This window comes from Rhodococcus sp. MH15, assembly GCF_019266045.1.
Classification (GTDB): Bacteria; Actinomycetota; Actinomycetes; order Mycobacteriales; family Mycobacteriaceae; genus Rhodococcus_F; species Rhodococcus_F qingshengii.
Genome location: NZ_LPNP01000061.1, coordinates 1,210,410 through 1,227,634 on the forward strand (window position 1 = coordinate 1,210,410; position 17,225 = coordinate 1,227,634).

Here is a 17,225-nt window from a genome sequence, read left to right on the forward strand (position 1 = left end):
TCGTCCTCGAGGATGACTGCCCGATCGTCTAAATCGCTCCGCAGGGCGATGTTCTCCGAAGCTGATTTCGTCAGACTTGGAGCATGACAATTTTCGAATGGATCCTTGCAATCCCCGCTCTTGCGCTTGCCGTCGCGTTCTTGTTCTCCGGAATCATCTCCGCGGGCATCGACTTCGACGCCGAGGACGGTGTCATGACGCACTGATGTTCGTTTCCCTCTAGCCGCTGATCTTACTTTGGAGTAAGTTACCGACTATGGCCACATACATCGTCACTGGCGGTACCGGATTTCTCGGACGAGCTGCACTGCCACTCCTGCTCGAGCGTGATCAAACTGCTCAGATCCATGTGCTGGTCAGAGCCGGTTCTGTCGCCAAACTCGAAGAACAGGTGTCGGCAATTCCCGGCGGCGATCGCGTGCATCCGCTCATTGGAGATCTGACCGAGCCTGGGCTGGGCATCGATTCTCCCCCACCTGCCGACGACGTCCTTCACCTCGGCGCGATCTACGACATCACCGCCGGAGACGAGCAGGCTTCGACGAATGTCGAGGGCACACGCTCCGTGGTCGAACTTGCTGCGAAACTGGGAGCCACCCTTCATCACGTGTCATCGGTCGCAGTCGCAGGCGACTATCCGGGCACGTTCAGCGAGACCGATTTCGATTGCGGCCAAGGCTTTCCGACGCCCTACCACCGAACCAAGTTCGAGGCCGAGAAGCTCGTTCGAGAACGAGAAGGCCTCACCTGGCGTGTTTATCGGCCGTCTGCCGTGGTCGGCAACTCCGTCACCGGGGAGATGGACAAGATCGACGGTCCGTACTACTTGTTTCCAGGACTGGCGCTACTCTCGAAACTACCTGCAGCACTCCCCGTCCCGATCCCCAACCTCGGCGCAACCAATGTGGTGCCCGTCGATTACGTAGCCGCCGCCCTCGTCGAATTGATGCACGCGCCCGGCCACGACGGCGAAGCATTCCATCTCGTGAATCCGAAACCTCAACCGGTACGCGAAATCTATGCCGGACTCGCCAAGGCCGCCGGAGCACCCCGGCCCGCACTCAGCCTTCCGGGCGTGATCGCCAAACCCTTTGTCTCGCCCTTGCCGATGGACTCGGCAGAATCGGCACGGAAGGTCTTCCTCGATCGCATCGGCATGCCTGCAGCATTGCTCGACAACATGACGATGGCGCCGACCTTCACCTCGGAGAGAACCGTTGCCGCCCTGGCCGGATCGGGACTGGCGGTCCCCGAGTTCGGGTCGTACTCCACTGTGTTGTGGAAGTACTGGCGCGCAAACCTCGATCCCAATCGCGCACGACGTAACAGTGCCGAAGGACCACTCGTGGGTCGGATCGTTCTGATCACCGGAGGCTCTTCCGGAATCGGCAAGGCATCGGCCATTGCCGCCGCTCAGAAAGGCGCCACCGTTCTCCTGATCGCACGCCGCACCGACGAACTCGATGCCGCGGTACAGGAGATTCGATCAGCCGGAGGCAAGGCGTTCGGTTACCCCTGCGACATCACCGACGACGAGTCGGTCCAGCACACGATCAAAAGCATTCTGACAGAACACGATCACGTAGACATGTTGGTAAACAACGCCGGCCGATCCATCCGGCGCGGCATTTACCACTCCACTGATCGTTTCCACGACTACGAACGAACGATGGCCGTGAACTACTTCGGCGCTGTGCGATTGGTGCTCGCCTTGTTACCGACCATGCGTTCTCGCCGCTTCGGCCACATCGTGAACATCAGCAGCGCGGGAGTCCAGGCGGCAACGCCTAGATTCTCGGCCTACGTGGCGAGCAAGGCCGCCCTCGACGGTTTCTCGGACGTAGCCGCCTCTGAAACCCTGGCGGACGGAATCACTTTCACGACCATCCACATGCCGCTGGTCGAAACACCGATGATCGCTCCGACCGGCGAATACAACAACGGCCCGATCACCAGCCCGGAAAAGGCTGCGGCAATGGTGATCCGCGCGCTGATCGACCGCCCCAAACGCATCGACGTACCACTGGGAACCCTGGGCGATCTGGGAACCCTGTTCGCACCGCACACCAAGGACCGAATTCTCAACCAGATGTACCAGGCATTCCCCGACTCTCCGGCGGCAAAGGGTCAGGTAGACAAGGAAACTCCGGCAGACGCTCCGGCAACACCGACGCGACAGCACCACTCGCGCTCGCGCATCCGCAAACTCGGCCGTCGTGCCGCCCGACTCGTGCCCGGTACGCACTGGTGACCGGTGGTGTGACTTCGCCTCGGAGCGTTTCGGCCAGCGGAACGAGTCTGCAATGCTAGTCATCAGAATCTATCCAGACCATGGTCATCCCAGTTCGCTGTGGCCGTCGAAGGAATTGATTGTCATCCCGCCGCAACGGTTCCCGCAGGCATACGTTCTCCCGAGCCAAATGGGGATCGACGACGAACTCGGAGAGAAGATACTGGCGTGGACTGATCGCTTCCAAAAGTTCTTTGTGACCGAGATCGACGGCTTCGCGATACGACCGCGGTGGAATCCAGGGATCAACGTTTTCGACTGGTACGACGAGGGCTATCAGATCGTGGGCAAACTTCGGGCACAGTTTCCGGACGTGCACGTCAAGCCTGAATTTGCCCAGTACGTCTTTTCGGTCAACGAGCGTCGGGAAAGCATGGGGCTTGTGCCGGTCAGCCTTCCGAACGAACCCAAGGCCGGGCATATGAGCATCACTGAACTCCTGCACCCCACGTGAGTTTCAGAGCCATGGCGATAAATGCGATCGATACTGCGGCAGTGATCGAGTTTTCCCATCCGAGGGCGAAGTAAACTGCGGAAGAATCGAAATCCACTGCCTTGCAAGAGGCTACGGGAAACGGGATCCAAGCCCATCCTGCTTCTTCGAGCAATCCGCTTCCATACGAACTTGATCTACAAAGCTCCGATGCGGACGCTGGGAACCCCCAACGTGAGGTCACTCCGAAACTTGCGATCAATCCAATGACCCCGACTACCAGCATGAGTGCGGGAACATTGCGAGTGATAGGTGACTTGTCTCGGGGTGAAGTCATTGGAACACCGTACTTCGGCTTTCCGTCAGTTCGCTGACACTGCACATTGTTCCGAGTACGAGATGAATTAGCCGACGACCCTGCGGATCTCACTCTCGGAGGCATTGGCGCCCGTGCAGACAACAGCAACGCGCTTGCCAGCGAAGGTGTTCGGATGCGCATAGACCGCAGCAAGTGCGGCCGCACCGGCGCCTTCGCTCAAAGTGTGAGCGTCGTAGAGCAACGCCCGCTGCGCGAGGGTGACGTCGTCGTCCGTGACGAGCAGGAATCCCCCGAGGCGTTCACGCAAGACACGTTGAGTGAGTGCGAACCCGGCACCGGTCGCAAGCCCTTCGACACGGGTGGTGTTCGGGCGCTCGACGCACGTGCCGGAACTCCACGAGTCATGTGCGGCTCGTGCGGCCTCAGACTGCACTGCGAACACCTCGAGGTGCGGTGCAAGCGCACTGGCGACGAGACACGCCGCCGCCGCACCGCTGCCGCCACCGACTGGGACCACCACCGCGTCCAGATCAGGTTGTTGTTCGAGGAGTTCGACGTAGGCCGTTGCAACACCGGCGAGGATTGCCGGCTCATTGGCGGCGCTCACGAGACGCAGGCCGTCACGTTCGCTGATGAAATCGGCATGAGCACGTGCCTCGTCGAAGTTCACACCGTGCTCGATGTGCTCGGCTCCGAGCATGCGGACAGCGTGAGCCTTGACTGGATTCGCCCCAACCGGCATGACGATCACACACCGCACGCCCGCACCCGCCGCGGCATACGCCAAGGATTGAGCATGGTTTCCGGTCGAGTAGCCGACAATCCCCCGCGCCCGCGTCGCCTCATCCAGTCCTGCCACCAGGTTCAGTCCGCCGCGAACCTTGAACGCACCCGTGGGGTGCACGTTCTCGTGTTTGACGAACAATTGGCTGCACGAGCCCGCACCCAAGGTCGGGTGCGATATCAGGGGCGTGACCGGTAGATGCCGACGGACGACCTGACTGGCACGCTCGATGTCTGCCCATACGGGTGGATGTAGCTGGTTTGATGCCGTGAGATCAGATGCCGGTGCCATGTGATTCACCCTGCCAAACACCGATTCATAGATCCAATACGTGTTTTCGTCCAAAGCATCGAAATCTTCTATGATTTTGGCATGCTCGATCTAATTCGGCTGAGGGTCCTGGTCGCTGTTGCACAGGAAGGGTCGGTGACAGCCGCCGCCGATTCTCTCGGTTACGCGCAGCCCTCCATCAGTCACCACCTTCGACAGCTCGAATCGGAAGTCGGGGTTCCACTGTTCCAGCGAGCGGGTCGCGGACTGCGCCTGACGGACGCCGGCGCAGTGCTGGTTCGGCGAGCCACCGAGATCCTCGGCCACGTCGACGCAGCGGTAGCCGAAGTCCAGACGTACGCAGGACTGAGGGCCGGGCGGGTACGACTGGCCGCATTCCCGTCAGCCCTGGCGAGTTTGATTCCGCAGGCGATGGCAGCGTTCACGTCCCAGTACCCCGATGTGTCCATCAGCCTCGTTGATGCAGAACCACCCAAAGCACTTGCACTGCTTCGTAACAACGATGTCGACGTAGCTGTTGTCTTCGCGCACGAGGACACCCCTGAAGTCGGGCTCAAGCATGTCGCGCAGACGACTTTGCTGGAAGATCCGTTGTACCTGATCACATCTACGCGGAATGCAGATGCCGCCAACGAGATCACGGACTACGCCGGTGAGACCTGGATTGCCGGTTGCCCGAGCTGCCGAGCCCACCTCCTCACCGCTTGCAATCGAGCTGGATTCATTCCGCGGATCGAGTTCGAGACCGACGACTACGTCGCCGTCCAAGCCCTGGTCGCCTCCGGAAGCGGGGTAAGCACCCTTCCGGCCCTCGCCCTCCAGGCACATCAGAACCCGAGTATCCGCGCACACCGCATTCCCGGCGAGCGACGCACTGTCTCCGTCGCAACCTACGACAAACCTCCACTTGCTCCCGCGATCGACGCGTTCGTCAGAACTCTGACAGCGATATCCGAATCCATGCGTGAGCGCGTCGAATTGGATGGGCACCAAGATAACCGGTGACCTCAGGTCCGGCCGACCACCGTGACTATCAGTGCGGCAAGTTCGCTTCGAGCATCGTCGGGCGAGAGCGCTCCCGCTACCGCCGCATGCGAGAGTGCCTCTGCAGCACCGAATATTGCGGTCATCGAAGGTTGCGCAAGTCCTCCGCCCGCACCAAAGGGAGTCAGCACCTCCCGACATCGTTCGGAATAGGCGTGTTCCGATTCACGCTTGACCCGCTCCAGCTCGGGCGAACCCTCCAGCGCTGCAAGCACACCCGTCAGTTCACGCCCCTGCGCCAGCGAACATCCGACGTAGGAGTCGGCGATGGCATTCGCGCGCCCGTTCAGAGACTCATCCGCGGCATCGAGATACTCCTCGAGCATCACCGTCTGACGATCGTCGAATTCCTTGAAGAGCGCTGCCAACAACGCGGCGCGAGAGGCGAAATGGCTGTATACAACTGGCTTTGCAACGCCGGCACGTTCAGCCAACCGACCAAGGGTCAGCGCGTCCGCACCCTCCTCTCGCACCAACGCCCACGACACCTCCACGAGTTGTTCGTACCTGCCGGCTCGCGACAGTCTCGTACGTGCCATCGGACACCTCCTTGCGCTATATACCAATAGTAACCTACTCTTAGTACATAAGCGCACCATCTACCGAAGGACGCTCATGACCACACTCGTCGTAGTCTCCCACCCCGATCCCCAGTCACTTACCCAGCATGTCGCCCGTTCTACCGCCGACGCGATCCGCGACCTGGGCGGCGACGTCGACTTCGCGGACCTACATGCCGAGAATTTCGATCCCCGATTCGCCGAAGCCGATGTGAACCTGTTCCGCGGCAAAGGGACTCCCCCGGCCGACGTTGTAGCCGAGCAGGACCGAATCGATCGTGCAGACGATCTGATTCTCGTGTTTCCGATGTACTGGTGGTCGATGCCCGCACTACTCAAAGGTTGGATCGATCGAGTCTTCGTCAGCGGATGGGCGTACGAATTCACCCCGGGAAGCGAATTCGTGAAGAAACTGGACCGACTCACCGTCCACCTGATTCCAGTCGCAGGTGACGACGCCGAGAGTTTCGAACGACACGGCGTGTACGAGGCCTTCCGGACACAGATCGAACGCGGAATCATCGAATATTGCGGTGCCACACTGGGATCGACAACCTTCGTTTACGAGTCGGACACGAAGAGCCGAGACGTCCTCGCCGCAGAAATCCACGACCTCAGCGAAAGCATCGCGTCCCGTGTCGCCTACCCTGCGACCGCGACTTCCCGTTGACGGTCAAAAACGGTCAACTGGCGCTTGACCGGCCCGTGGCCGCCCAGTAGCGAAGCGTGTCTCCCGAATGGCCGAGGTTGCGCGACAACTGATCAGCTGGGCGCACGCTATCGAGAAGTCCCCCGCACGCTTCGATTGCCCTACGCGAACCCGCGTTGGTCTCGTCGCACGTAATCAGGACGCCACTGAGCCCCACCGGGTCGCCGGCATACGTGAGCACTTCCCGCAGAGCAGCCGACGCTATCCCTTTCCGCCGTTCCGACGGCCGAATCCCGTAGCCGATATGACCACCAAGATCAGCCAAGAACTCATTCAAGCTGTGCCGCAACTGGATAGCACCGAGATACCTGCCGTCTCGAACGATCCACCAGTTGGTTGCCGGGACAATGTCGGGACCCGGTAACGCCTCGGGCTGCGCCAACAACTCCTGAACCCACTGCCCGAATCCATCGCGGGAGGCAAGGTCGAGATCCAGACGTTGCGCAACTCCCAACGCCGAACCGGGCTGATCCGCCTGCGGTCCACCCCACTCGTCACGCGACTCCAACCAGGACACCCACAAGGCCTCGTCAGGCGCAACCAAATCGACTGTCATAGCAGCGATGCTACGTCGCACCCGCAATGGTCGAGACTTCGCCTCAATCCATCGCAAAAGCACATAGTGTCGATGTATGAGTGGACGATTCACAGCTGGGGTCTTTATCGTCGTCGTCAGTGTCGTCGCCGTTGCGTTGGTTTGGACCGGCGTTCGAGACTATGAATCTTTCACTCCACCGGTCGCGACGGCGGTCGATCGGGCAGACTGCCTCGCCCCTGATATCACCGCCGCGCTCGTAGCCCCCGAGGCACGCGACAGCAGCATCGCACTTCGCCCCGAGGGAAGTGGTTACCCGCCTCCTGATTTCAGCCCCGTTGCCGTTGTTCGATGCGAACGCGGAGAAACGTCCGACGGTGGGTTGACCATCGACTCCGTACGCCTCGAGGGGGACATCCACGCGGTGGACGATGCATTCCGCGAACAGTCTCGTCGATTTCCTGCCAACGTCCGGGCCGACTGCGCGTACCGTCTCGTCCCGCCAGCCGGTTTGTGGCTGGTAGACGAAGCAGGAGCAGCCATACGCCCTACCTGGCCGACCGCGCCCTGTGGACTGCAAGAGAAACCACACGCAGCCCTGAGCCAACTACATGAGATCAGCCGCGCGCAGCATCCGGTCGACGGCATCTCCTCCGATGACGCCGGAACCTGCGCGGAGTCGACCGGACAACCGTTCGCGACGACCACTGAAGCTGACATGAGTCGCATGGCAGAACACGAAGACACTCACGCGCGCCCACTGACGGAAACAGCTTTGGCTACACCGATTTCCGACGTCGGCAGACTACTGGTGTGCCGCTATTCCACCGAACCGCCGCTGCCCGAGTCCCGAATCCGCTTGTCACGCCAGCAGAGTACTGATCTGATGGAGGTTGCATCCACCGCGCCACCTGCAGGCCCATGCGATCTCGTCGCCCATCACATCGCTTCGATCGACGTACTTCGTCCCGACGGATCGGGCGGCACGCGGATGGCAGTCGAACTCGACGGATGCCAACGCGTAAACCTCCTCGGACAACGTCAATTACCGCCCGCAGTCATTGCGCTCCTGTTGCAGTAGCGATGACCCACACCCGAGTTCATCGAGACTGATCGTAGAAAACCGACGATGAAATCACAGGTCTCGAATCGACGTGACGACAACCGGCCTGACCGGCTTGGGCGCCGCGCCGCAACTCGGTGGACGCGGCGCGAGTTCGGAGACTGCAGTCTCCACGGCCCATTGCCGGCCGTCCACATGTGCGACGACGCATGTCCAGTCACTCGCCTGCTCGATGACAGCCAAGTCGTCGATTCCGCAGGTTATTTGCTGTCGCACAGCAATTTCCGAAGCCTGCCCCGCAGGAGACCAACAACTCCGTCCACGCAGGCCTGGCAAATGGACCTGATCTCGGGAAGCCACCTCCACGGCCGTGACACTCTCACTTGCCGACAGACGGCCGTACGTATTGCCGCTCGGCAACAGGATCATCGACGGCGCGAATCGGTGCCCGCCGGTATGCGAACACTCCCACACCTGGGGTCCGAAGGACGACATCAGCGCTGCGGCGATCGGCCTGCCGAATACAGCGCAGCACTGGTCGCGCTTGCCGTGTGCGCAAACCAATACGACTGGCTCGGTCACTTGCTCGCCCAGTCCTGGTGGCGGCCCATCCAACAAGAAGAAATCGACGTCGAGTAATTCCATCGGCGAATCGATGTGCAACCTTTCACACCATGAGTCGCTCGGATCGGAGCGCGCAAGCAGGACGGTGTGTCCATCAGTCATCGGATCGGTGCGCCCGGGTCGCCGAACGAACATGATTCGTACGTTCGCTGCATCGGCTCGGCGGCTCAGCTCGGCGGCAAGCTCCTCCCCCAAGGCCGTACCGTCCAACACGTCACGACCCCACGCGGCATTGAATTCGAGGCATACCCAGCCCTGCACGACGGCAGCGCTGCCTGCCAGCGGCTCATCGACAGCAGACAGTGCGGAACAGGTTTCGGCTTCGATCACGAGGCCCATTGTGTCAGCCTCGCTGGGTGTCGATTAGCAAGTCCCTGTGGCCCAGTGACGCGGCAGCTCAATAGAACTTCTTGCCCTCCGCAAGCTGGTTCACGAACTTCTCGATCCGCCTGGCTCGCGTCTCCGGACGCTTTGCCTCCTGCAGTCGGTACGCGATGGTGAATCGGTTGGTGGAATTGAGCGTCGCGTAGAACTCACGAGCCTTCGGGTTTTCCGCGAGCGCATCGAGAAAGTCTTTCGGGACCTCGGCCTTGGCTGATCCCTCGTACGCGCGATCCCATCGACCGTCGGCCTTGGCCTTCTCGATCTCGGCGATGCCGGAAGGCTCGAGAAGTCCCGCAGCGTCGAGGCGGGCGACTATCTCGACGTTGCGTTTGGACCACGGACTCCGCGCGGTGCGTCGCGAAAACTTCTGTACGAAGAAATCGTCGTCGATTCGCCGTGCGAGGCTGTCGATCCAGCCGAAGCACAGGGCAACGTCCAACGCTTGGTCGTAGTCGATCGAACTGTGCGACGAGGTCTTCTTGGCCATTTTTAACTCGACCGGGCCGACATCGACGCCGTCACCGCGGCCCACCCCCGTCCGGATTTCAAGAATCAGATCTTGAAGGCCTTCACCGACGGCTTCAAGCACCGTCCCGAAAGTACGTTCGGGACGGTGAACGCTGACGTACTCGAACATTTTGTGCCGGGATTTCGGCACATCGATTTTGTCGAGGTCATCCAGAACTCGGCTTGGCCCCAATAGAATTCGCAGTCATTTGGCCGCCTCACTCATCGCAGCGGCATCTTCTGCCCCGAACTTTTCCTCGAGGGTCTCCGGCGAATAGTCGAGGTCGATCTCGGCGACGTCGCGCCCGCGTGCAGACTCGATCGCCGAAAGTCGGCGCTGTGCACGGTCTGCGGCATACTCGAGGAACTCCTGATTGTCCAAACCGAACGGCTGCACCTCGAATTGATCGTTGACCCAGTTGATCATTCCGAGGGCCGTGGGCATGAGTTCACCCATCCGCTGCTGGACGACGTCCCAGTTGTGATCGTCGGCGGCGACGTGCCTTCGGCAGGTGAACGTCCCCCAAGCCATGTGCCGTCGTTCGTCGTCACCGATCTTTCGCACCAATTGCTGCATGCCAGGGAGGATTCCGCGCGTCGCACAAACTTTCTGCCAGGCGTAGTAACCCGTCAGCGCCAGACTGCCCTCGATGACGTGGTTGTACGTGACGCTGGCACGCACCTGGTTGACCGGGCTGGGGTCCGTCTCGAGAATGCGTAGCGACGACGGCAGCTCCTCGTAGAACAGTTGCCGGTAGTACGGATTGTCAGCGACGTAGGAATGCAGGTCACTGGTCAATCCCACTTCGTCCATCCACAGCCGAAACACCTGGGTGTGCTTGGCTTCCTCGAAACAGAACTGCGTCAAGTACATCTCGTCGCCGAATCGTCCCTCGGTCGACATTGCTTTCATGAACGGTTGAATGTCTTCGGTGACGGCTTCTTCACCGGCGATGAACTGCGCACACAGGAAGGTGGCGCTGCGCTGTTGTTCGCTGGTCAGCTCCTGCCAGTCACGGGCATCCTGCGAAAAATCGAGGTCGGTTGGGTTCCAGAATTTGGCGTTTCCCTTGGTGAACAATCGGAGTGGGAACGAATCCCAGTTCAACCCTCCCGACCGAAGAGAACTGAAACCTTCTCGCCCCGGCGAGGTGACAGTCATGACATTCCTTCTTCCCGAACCGAAGACAGATGCCCCACCAGCATGCCCGCAGAACTGAAACGTGAATCAGTTTTGACGAAATTCGATCTATTCCTTCAGGGAAACACCCTTGGTCTCCATCACTGCGAAGAGCTTGGCGTTCATCTGAGCTGCCAGATCCGGCCGATACGAACCGATGTTGAGCGGATTGGCGAGATTGTTCAGTTCCAAGGGGTCGGCTTGTAAGTCGTACAGTTCGTATTGCGGCGCAGCAACTCCCGCAGGATCGAAGTACATCGTGTACTTCCAGCGGCTCTCGCGTATGCACCGAATGTGGTTGGGCTGCGTGACGATGTTCTGACCGTCGGGCGTCGCACAGTTCTGATCGTCGTAGGTGAACAGAATCGTGTCCTGAACCTGCGCGCTGGGACTTTTCGGATACGCCGCAGCGTCGACGATGACCGGTGTCAGATCGGTACCCAGGAAGTTCCACGATTGACGCGCAGGCACTTGGGCGAGTGTGGCGAGAGTGGGCATCACGTCGATCAACGACGCCAGGGCGTCGGTGCGAACGGGTTCGGGAAACAGCAAGGGGTTGCTGATGACCAGTGGAACGCGCAGTGTTTCCTCGTAGGCGTTGAACACTTTCTGCCGCAAACCTCCGTGGCTCATCCCCATCTCCCCGTGATCGGACATCCGAACGATCACCGTGTCGTCGAGCATCTGTGGAGTGGCTTCGATCGCGTCGAGCACGCTGCCGATGTGTTCGTCGACCACCTTGTGCATATAGGCGTAGAAGTTGATGTAGTTACGCGCCTGATCGGGTCCGAGCAGCGGCCCGAGCCCGGCTGCCAACAGCAGTTCCGACTGAACCTGGGCTGTCGGTTTGTGATTGAGCGCCAGGATCTCGTCGAAGGTGGGCGGCAAGTCGATACCCTGCTCGAAGGCGCCCGGCGCGTCCGATCCGTAGTTGTCGCACGTGCCGTTCATCGCGTTCCACGTCTGGGGGTACGCGAGGACATCGTGCGGGTTCACGAACGAGACGATCAGCGCCCAAGGCTGTCCGGATGCGACTGCGGGTCCGGAGAGAAACTCGACAGCTTCCTCGGCGACACGGCGATCATGGTCTGCGCACCCGCCACCGAAATGATCCGGATTGGTGTCCTGGCCCGCGTCCGGCGGAATCCACCCCTCGAAGCCGAATCCTGCCACGTCCTCGCTTGTCGGATCACCACCCTCGACGCCTTTGCTCAGATGCCATTTCCCCCGGTACTGGACGTTGTAGCCGGCCGACGCCAGCAGCTTTGCCATGTTCTGTTCGGAGACCTGCAACTGTGGCTCGGTGGGTGAGACAGTGCCACCTTCGGTGAGCGTTCTGGTGACCCCGTGCTGCGCGGGGTAGAGGCCGGTGAAGAACGTACTGCGACTGGGCGAGCACATCGCGGTGTTGCACACTGCCTGGTCGAAACTCAGCCCGTGATCGGCAATCCTCTTGCGGTTGGGCAGATTCTGTTCAGCCCAGCCTTGGGGCCAGTACATCGGCCGGCGTTCCTGATCGGTGACGATGACAACGATGTTGGGTTTCTGCGGAAACCGATCGGCGGGTGCTGCTTGTACCGGCGCCGCGCTCACCGCGCCGGCCGCGACGTCTGCCACTCCCGCGAGGACAAGGGCACCGACGCCACCGAGGAACGTCCGGCGCGGCAATGAATGACAATGCGGGGCTGGAACGTTGTCTGGGTTCACGGGCGTCGTCCTCTCGGAGGCGTTGTCGCCCCAGAGTTGACCGAATCACTCTTCGCTACACATGCGCGAGCAAACTGCCCGTGCGCTGATCAGTTCGATAACCCGATCCGCACAGCGCAGCGGATCCGGTGTCCGGCCGATACCGAGGGTGTCGACTATCGAAATCGTCCTTCGCACATCAGCCTCCTCGACACCCCACGACCAACCGAAGTCGTGATTCCAGAGCAGAACTGCGTTCTTCCCCGGATGGTGCCTGGCATGAACGGGAAGGACGATCACCGCATCCATGCTCGGCCCCTGCGGCCATCGGACGGTCTCACCGTGAACGGACCGTGCTACCGCGTCGATGTATTCGTGTGCGGACCAGTCGTTGCCGTTGGTATGCATGGAAGTACATTCGGTGCCACACACGTTTCGGATGGGTTCGTGGCATCACCGATCGAGTATTGCGCTTTCAGGAAATGAACGGCAACACAACGGATTCGAATTGGCGATGACCGTCGCGGTGGACACTGTGGCCGGTACGGAAAGAGACCAATTCGCAGCGTGCGACGGTGGCTGCAACAGCGTCGAGGCGAACAGGATCCACCATCCCGCCCAGACCTCCACGCAGGAACAACATGTCAGCCTCGATGAGCGGCAACCGATCCCACCACTGCGGATCCGGTCGGCGGAACTGCTCGAGCGCGGACCGCGTCATCGAGCGATCGAACGTCAACGCGGCTCGCGGATGCCGCACCAAACTTGTTGTGGCGTGCCACAGTTCTGGGACACTCGGCAATTTCCTCGCGAACACCTGTTCCGGGTCACCCGCGCGTAATGGTAACGGCGCTTCCTCGATGACCAACTTCCGCACCGCAGTGGGACGTTTCTGCGCGATCAACGACGCCGCGTGCCCGCCGAGCGAGTGGCCGACCAGATCCACCTGCTCGAGTTCGAGATGATCACACACGTCCATGACGTCGTCCGCGAACTCCTCGAACAGATACGACGACGCACGAGCGCTCCGGCCGTGGCCGCGAAGGTCGACCGAGACAACTCGCCGGTTGCGTGATCGCAAGGTCCGCGCGAACTTGTCCCAGGTACCGCTGTCGCCGCCCATCCCGTGCACGAGGACTACCGGAGGCAGATCGGCCACACTGGGATGCGAGCCGGAATCGCGGTAGCTGATCTGGACCCCGCCGGCACTTCGTACGTTAGCGACACTCACGAGTTCCCAGGATAGACCCGTCCTCGCGGATTGCTGACGCGGTCAGCCGAGGCTGCAACTCCCCTGGTCGCGTGACCTCGTCGTAGCGACCGAGTCCGATCCTCGCGATGTTTCGCAGCGACTCGCTTGCATCGGCGAAGTAGCCGCAATGCCCTCGAACGGCTCCGGTACCGAAAACAATGGCTCCGTGCTGCGCCCGAACTGGAGACGGGCCGTGGCCGATGCGGCCGATCTTGACGCGTGGGAAATAGCGGATCCAGTCCGACGGACCAAGCGCAGCCCAGAGATTTCCGGCAAAGCACAGGTCTTCGCGCGAACTGGTCCCCATCCCCGGACTACCCAGCACCACGCAATCGTCCACTCGCGCCGACGGGAGAGCGAGTCCGCACACCACGGCCCCGTAGCTGTGTCCGACGAGCGTCACATGCGCCGATCGCGGCAGGATACGAGTCAACCGCGCCAGATCTATCGCACCAAGTTCTGCAAGTGTCCGGGAGAACGACTCGAGAAATCCCCACGGCGTCCGATAACCGACCCACACGATCACCGCGACGCGGTCGTTCGGCCCGAGCGTTCGGAGCATCCTTCCCAGTGTCCATCCGCTCGCGCGTGGTCCTGTCGGACGGTTCTCGTCGAAGTAGTTTCCCAGTCCGTTGTCGTTGCCCGGCACGAAGATCATGATGTGCTCGGCTGTGGCGACATCGCCGAACACCTCCACGATCCGGCCTTCGCCGGTCTCGTCGTACGCCAGAAGTTGTGCGTCGCGTAGCTCCATCGACTCGTAGTGAAGTCGATCGGTTCCGGAAACGTCAGCTCGACCCGCCGTTTTCATGACACTCCTCGCGAAGAGTTGCAACGACGAGAATCATTGCAACAGTGAGTTTTTGAATGTCATCAACGCTAGGCGCCCGATGGCGTCAGTGCGATGGCGCCAGCGCCCCTACTGTTCGTACAGTCGACTCGACCATGTCCGGTACAGCTGGCTGTACCTACGAGCTCATTCGTACACGCCCTCCACCGACCATCCACCGCCTTCACAGATCATCAGCAACGCCCGCGATTCCTCCAACAGCACCTGAGCCCGCGCGGCCGTGCGCGCCGAGGCTGCGTCCCACCATCGCTCGTCCACCGGCCAGGGCCCGGCCCATCCCTGCACTGCCCATTCCTTGCTCCCCCACTTCAGCCTTCCCGGCTGCGAGCTGAAGACACCGCGCTCAGTGACGTACACGGCGTTGCCGGCTACATCCTCCAGCCATACCTTGGGATTGTCGACGAAGATCGACCCCGGAGACGGCTGCGGCAGACGACCAGGCCACGGGGCTGTCGGATCATGAGCAGCTACCCGCTCGTCACCCAAGGGCAACAGGGTAATTCGCTCCGAGGGCCCTCGACCACCGCTCAGGACACCGACCTGAACCGATTCGCCGCCCAGAAGACCTTGCACGCGCACCAATGCTCGCCTGGCCCGCTCCTCCTCGTCGCCGACACCGCCCCACAGCCCCAACTGCAAAGCGCCGGCACTGACCACCTCCACCGGTTCCAGACGCAACACCGCTATGCCTGCGGTCGGCCGGGTCTCACTGCGCCCGGTGAGCCAGCCGTCCAGTTGCCATCGCACTCGATCGGCCGTTCCCTCCGGTGTCAGAGGTTCGGCGCAACGCCAAGTCCGAGAAAGATTTTCACCGTTGCCCGTGCTGGCCGAAATCGACAGGCGGGTACACGCCACTGCGGCAGCCGACAATTTGTCGTGCAGGAGACTCGCCAAGGCGCGCCCGGCAAACGCTGCGGCATCCACCCGCTCGATCGACGGATCGTAATGCTGCTCCACTTCCAGATCCGGCGGAAGCGTCCGCGCCGACGGTGGCCGCTCGGGTTCACCGCGCGCCGCACGATGCGCGAGCACCGCATCGGCCCCGAAACGCGAAGCGACGTCCACTGCCGGTAAATCCGCGAAAGCACCGATGGTTCTGATCCCGAGCCTGCGCAGCAGATCCACCAACTCCCCGCGATGCGGCGCAGACAGACTGGGCTCGGCCGCCAACTCCGGCATGGGTAGCGGCGCCAGAAACCGTGCCCCCTCCCCCGGCGGCACCAGCGCTGCCCGGCGCGCGGCAATGACCGCTGTGGACAGTTGATCCGCCACACCCACCTGACTCTCGACGCCCGCAGCAGATGCCTGATCCACCAATCGTTCCGCCGCGGCTTCCTCCGAACCGAAGTACCGACTGACACCTCGCGCACTGAGCACCAACAAACCAGGACGAAGTACCTCGACGCCCGGTGCCACCGCATCGATGGCCGCGGCGACCGGCTCGAACAATCTGGCGTCGCGTTCCGGATCTGCCATCGCCACATACAGTTCCGGGCAGCGGGCCTGCGACTCGCGTCGGCGCAGGCCTCGTCGCACTCCCTCCGCGCGGGCCGTCGCCGAACATGCGATCACCCGATTACCCGAGGTGACCGCGACAGGATGCGTGGCAGGAAGATCGGCAAGCGCTGCCGCTGCCACCGCCGGCCAGTCCGGGCACCACAACGCCAGAACTCTGCTCACAGTGACACCACCCGCGACGACACCACCTGCTCCGACACCACCTGCTCCGACACGGCCTCGACCGGCCGGGAAGGTACCCACTCGACCCGCCCGGCTGCACTACAGATGTCCAGACGCGTGGTCCGGGGCTGGAACGAGCGCCCCCGAGCACGAACCGCGAGGCTCAGGGAACTGAGCCGACCACGCCCCAACTCACGGCCCTGACCGAACCCACCGTAACCATGAACCCGAGCGTCCAACCGAACTTCGGCCCCGTCCCAGTGACCTTCGGTGACAACAAGAGTCGAGCCCTTGCTCCGGGCGCGCGCCACCACCGCTCGCGCACGCGACGGGGATACCGACGCACCCGCCAATCCCAGAATCACCAGATCCATACCGTCGAGCAGCACAGCAGCGATCTCGACCGGATCCGGCCCAGGCGCCGGAATGAGCGCCAGACGTTCCAGTTGCGCACCCATCTCGTACGCCGCCAGCAATCCCAGTCGAGGTTGCCCGATGACTGCCACATGCCCCCCGGACGCCGTCACCGACGCGACCAATCCCAAGAGCAAGGAAGCAGCGCCCTCGACGGACACCACGGTTCCGCGCACCAAACCGCCCTGCGGTAGCAATGCCCCGATACCTTCCGGCACTGGGAGAACACCAGCCTTGTGCGCGCGGTCCACGACCGGCATTTCCCGGTCGGCAACACTCTCGAAGGCTGCTGCACTTGTCCCGGAAACACCAGCCACGGAAACACTCGGTCCCGAAAACGACGTATCGCCGCGAGAGGGAATGGACGCGATCTGTCGGCGGAGCTGTGCCAGCCGATCCTGACGGGACAACCCCGCCGCATCTGCCGACAGCTCCAACTCGGTCACCTCGGTCATCCCCATCCTCCGGAACACCGGAAAAACTCACTCGGCAGCAATCCATAACCAGCCGGCAAACCGCGGGGAAGTCGGGTCTGACATGCATCCAACGAACAGCAATTTCGAACATATTTTCGAACTGTTTTCAGTAAACCGTGTCACCCCCGACACGTCAAGCAGAGC

18 protein-coding genes and 1 pseudogene are annotated in these 17,225 nt (G+C 61.7%); 7 read left to right on the top strand and 12 right to left on the bottom strand.

The genetic code is table 11. The annotated features are described in order from the left end of the window. The first annotated feature begins 83 nt into the window (after window positions 1-83). Genes ATN37_RS32500 through ATN37_RS13625 form a run of 3 tightly spaced genes read left to right on the top strand, consistent with a single transcriptional unit; the run spans window position 84 to window position 2,744 of the window. The gene (locus ATN37_RS32500; protein ID WP_003940840.1) at window positions 84-206 is read left to right on the top strand and encodes a hypothetical protein; all 123 of its coding nucleotides are present in this window, start codon (window positions 84-86) and stop codon (window positions 204-206) included. Between the two features lie 50 nt (window positions 207-256). Next, window positions 257-2,251: an SDR family oxidoreductase gene (locus tag ATN37_RS13620; RefSeq protein WP_218695247.1), complete on the top strand. Its 1,995-nt coding sequence runs from the start codon at window positions 257-259 to the stop codon at window positions 2,249-2,251. 52 nt (window positions 2,252-2,303) lie between these two features. Next, entirely contained in the window at window positions 2,304-2,744 is a 441-nt protein-coding gene (locus tag ATN37_RS13625) for a hypothetical protein (RefSeq protein ID WP_252194339.1), read from the top strand. Between the two features lie 383 nt (window positions 2,745-3,127). On the opposite strand, the gene ATN37_RS13630 is transcribed toward ATN37_RS13625, so the two are convergent. Beyond that, window positions 3,128-4,117: a threonine/serine dehydratase gene (locus ATN37_RS13630; protein WP_218695249.1), complete on the bottom strand. Its 990-nt coding sequence runs from the start codon at window positions 4,115-4,117 to the stop codon at window positions 3,128-3,130. 81 nt (window positions 4,118-4,198) lie between these two features. Here ATN37_RS13630 and ATN37_RS13635 point away from each other — a divergent pair, with 81 nt between their 5' ends. Beyond that, window positions 4,199-5,122 carry a LysR family transcriptional regulator gene (locus ATN37_RS13635; protein WP_218695251.1) on the top strand — a complete coding sequence of 308 codons (924 nt, stop codon included), beginning with the start codon at window positions 4,199-4,201 and terminating at the stop codon, window positions 5,120-5,122. A gap of 2 nt (window positions 5,123-5,124) precedes the next feature. Here the strand turns inward: ATN37_RS13635 and ATN37_RS13640 are convergent, their stop codons facing one another. Further along, window positions 5,125-5,700 (bottom strand): TetR/AcrR family transcriptional regulator, encoded by a 576-nt coding sequence (locus ATN37_RS13640; RefSeq protein ID WP_218695253.1) that lies wholly within the window; start codon window positions 5,698-5,700, stop codon window positions 5,125-5,127. A gap of 76 nt (window positions 5,701-5,776) precedes the next feature. On the opposite strand from ATN37_RS13640, the gene ATN37_RS13645 reads away from it, so the two are divergent. Continuing rightward, window positions 5,777-6,391, top strand: coding sequence for an NAD(P)H-dependent oxidoreductase (locus ATN37_RS13645; protein ID WP_218695255.1), 615 nt, complete (start codon window positions 5,777-5,779; stop codon window positions 6,389-6,391). Window positions 6,392-6,404: 13 nt separating this feature from the next. Here ATN37_RS13645 and ATN37_RS13650 read toward each other — a convergent pair whose 3' ends face one another. After that, window positions 6,405-6,986 (bottom strand): GNAT family N-acetyltransferase, encoded by a 582-nt coding sequence (locus ATN37_RS13650; RefSeq protein ID WP_073512445.1) that lies wholly within the window; start codon window positions 6,984-6,986, stop codon window positions 6,405-6,407. Between the two features lie 76 nt (window positions 6,987-7,062). On the opposite strand from ATN37_RS13650, the gene ATN37_RS13655 reads away from it, so the two are divergent. After that, on the top strand, window positions 7,063-8,046 hold the full coding sequence (locus ATN37_RS13655; protein WP_042923451.1) for a hypothetical protein: 984 nt from the start codon (window positions 7,063-7,065) through the stop codon (window positions 8,044-8,046). Between the two features lie 54 nt (window positions 8,047-8,100). Here the strand turns inward: ATN37_RS13655 and ATN37_RS13660 are convergent, their stop codons facing one another. After that, window positions 8,101-8,991, bottom strand: a complete 891-nt coding sequence (locus ATN37_RS13660; RefSeq protein ID WP_218695257.1) for a sucrase ferredoxin — start codon at window positions 8,989-8,991, stop codon at window positions 8,101-8,103. Window positions 8,992-9,049: 58 nt separating this feature from the next. Continuing rightward, entirely contained in the window at window positions 9,050-9,580 is a 531-nt protein-coding gene (locus tag ATN37_RS13665; protein ID WP_374103515.1) for a YdeI family protein, read from the bottom strand. On the opposite strand from ATN37_RS13665, the pseudogene ATN37_RS32505 reads away from it, so the two are divergent. Continuing rightward, window positions 9,530-9,739, top strand: a pseudogene (locus ATN37_RS32505) (diguanylate cyclase); the annotation flags it as partial. The gene ATN37_RS13665 and the pseudogene ATN37_RS32505 sit on opposite strands and share 51 nt — an antisense overlap. A gap of 9 nt (window positions 9,740-9,748) precedes the next feature. On the opposite strand, the gene ATN37_RS13670 reads toward ATN37_RS32505, so the two are convergent. From ATN37_RS13670 to ATN37_RS13700, 7 genes are all read right to left on the bottom strand, one after another. Continuing rightward, window positions 9,749-10,705 (bottom strand): R2-like ligand-binding oxidase, encoded by a 957-nt coding sequence (locus ATN37_RS13670; RefSeq protein ID WP_217018641.1) that lies wholly within the window; start codon window positions 10,703-10,705, stop codon window positions 9,749-9,751. An 87-nt stretch (window positions 10,706-10,792) separates the two neighbouring features. Next, on the bottom strand, window positions 10,793-12,430 hold the full coding sequence (locus tag ATN37_RS13675) for a sulfatase-like hydrolase/transferase (RefSeq protein WP_218695259.1): 1,638 nt from the start codon (window positions 12,428-12,430) through the stop codon (window positions 10,793-10,795). A gap of 45 nt (window positions 12,431-12,475) precedes the next feature. Beyond that, window positions 12,476-12,817: a DUF6292 family protein gene (locus ATN37_RS13680; RefSeq protein WP_003940902.1), complete on the bottom strand. Its 342-nt coding sequence runs from the start codon at window positions 12,815-12,817 to the stop codon at window positions 12,476-12,478. 67 nt (window positions 12,818-12,884) lie between these two features. Then, entirely contained in the window at window positions 12,885-13,640 is a 756-nt protein-coding gene (locus ATN37_RS13685) for an alpha/beta fold hydrolase (protein ID WP_030535116.1), read from the bottom strand. Continuing rightward, window positions 13,627-14,472, bottom strand: coding sequence for an alpha/beta hydrolase (locus tag ATN37_RS13690; protein WP_054828055.1), 846 nt, complete (start codon window positions 14,470-14,472; stop codon window positions 13,627-13,629). Before ATN37_RS13690 ends, ATN37_RS13685 begins: the two co-directional genes overlap by 14 nt. Before the next feature lie 165 nt (window positions 14,473-14,637). Continuing rightward, window positions 14,638-16,191, bottom strand: a complete 1,554-nt coding sequence (locus ATN37_RS13695) for a DNA polymerase Y family protein (protein WP_003940966.1) — start codon at window positions 16,189-16,191, stop codon at window positions 14,638-14,640. Then, complete coding sequence (locus tag ATN37_RS13700; protein WP_218695261.1) at window positions 16,188-17,060, bottom strand: hypothetical protein; 873 nt, start codon at window positions 17,058-17,060, stop codon at window positions 16,188-16,190. The genes ATN37_RS13695 and ATN37_RS13700 overlap by 4 nt, the downstream gene beginning before the upstream one ends. Window positions 17,061-17,225 lie beyond the last annotated feature (165 nt).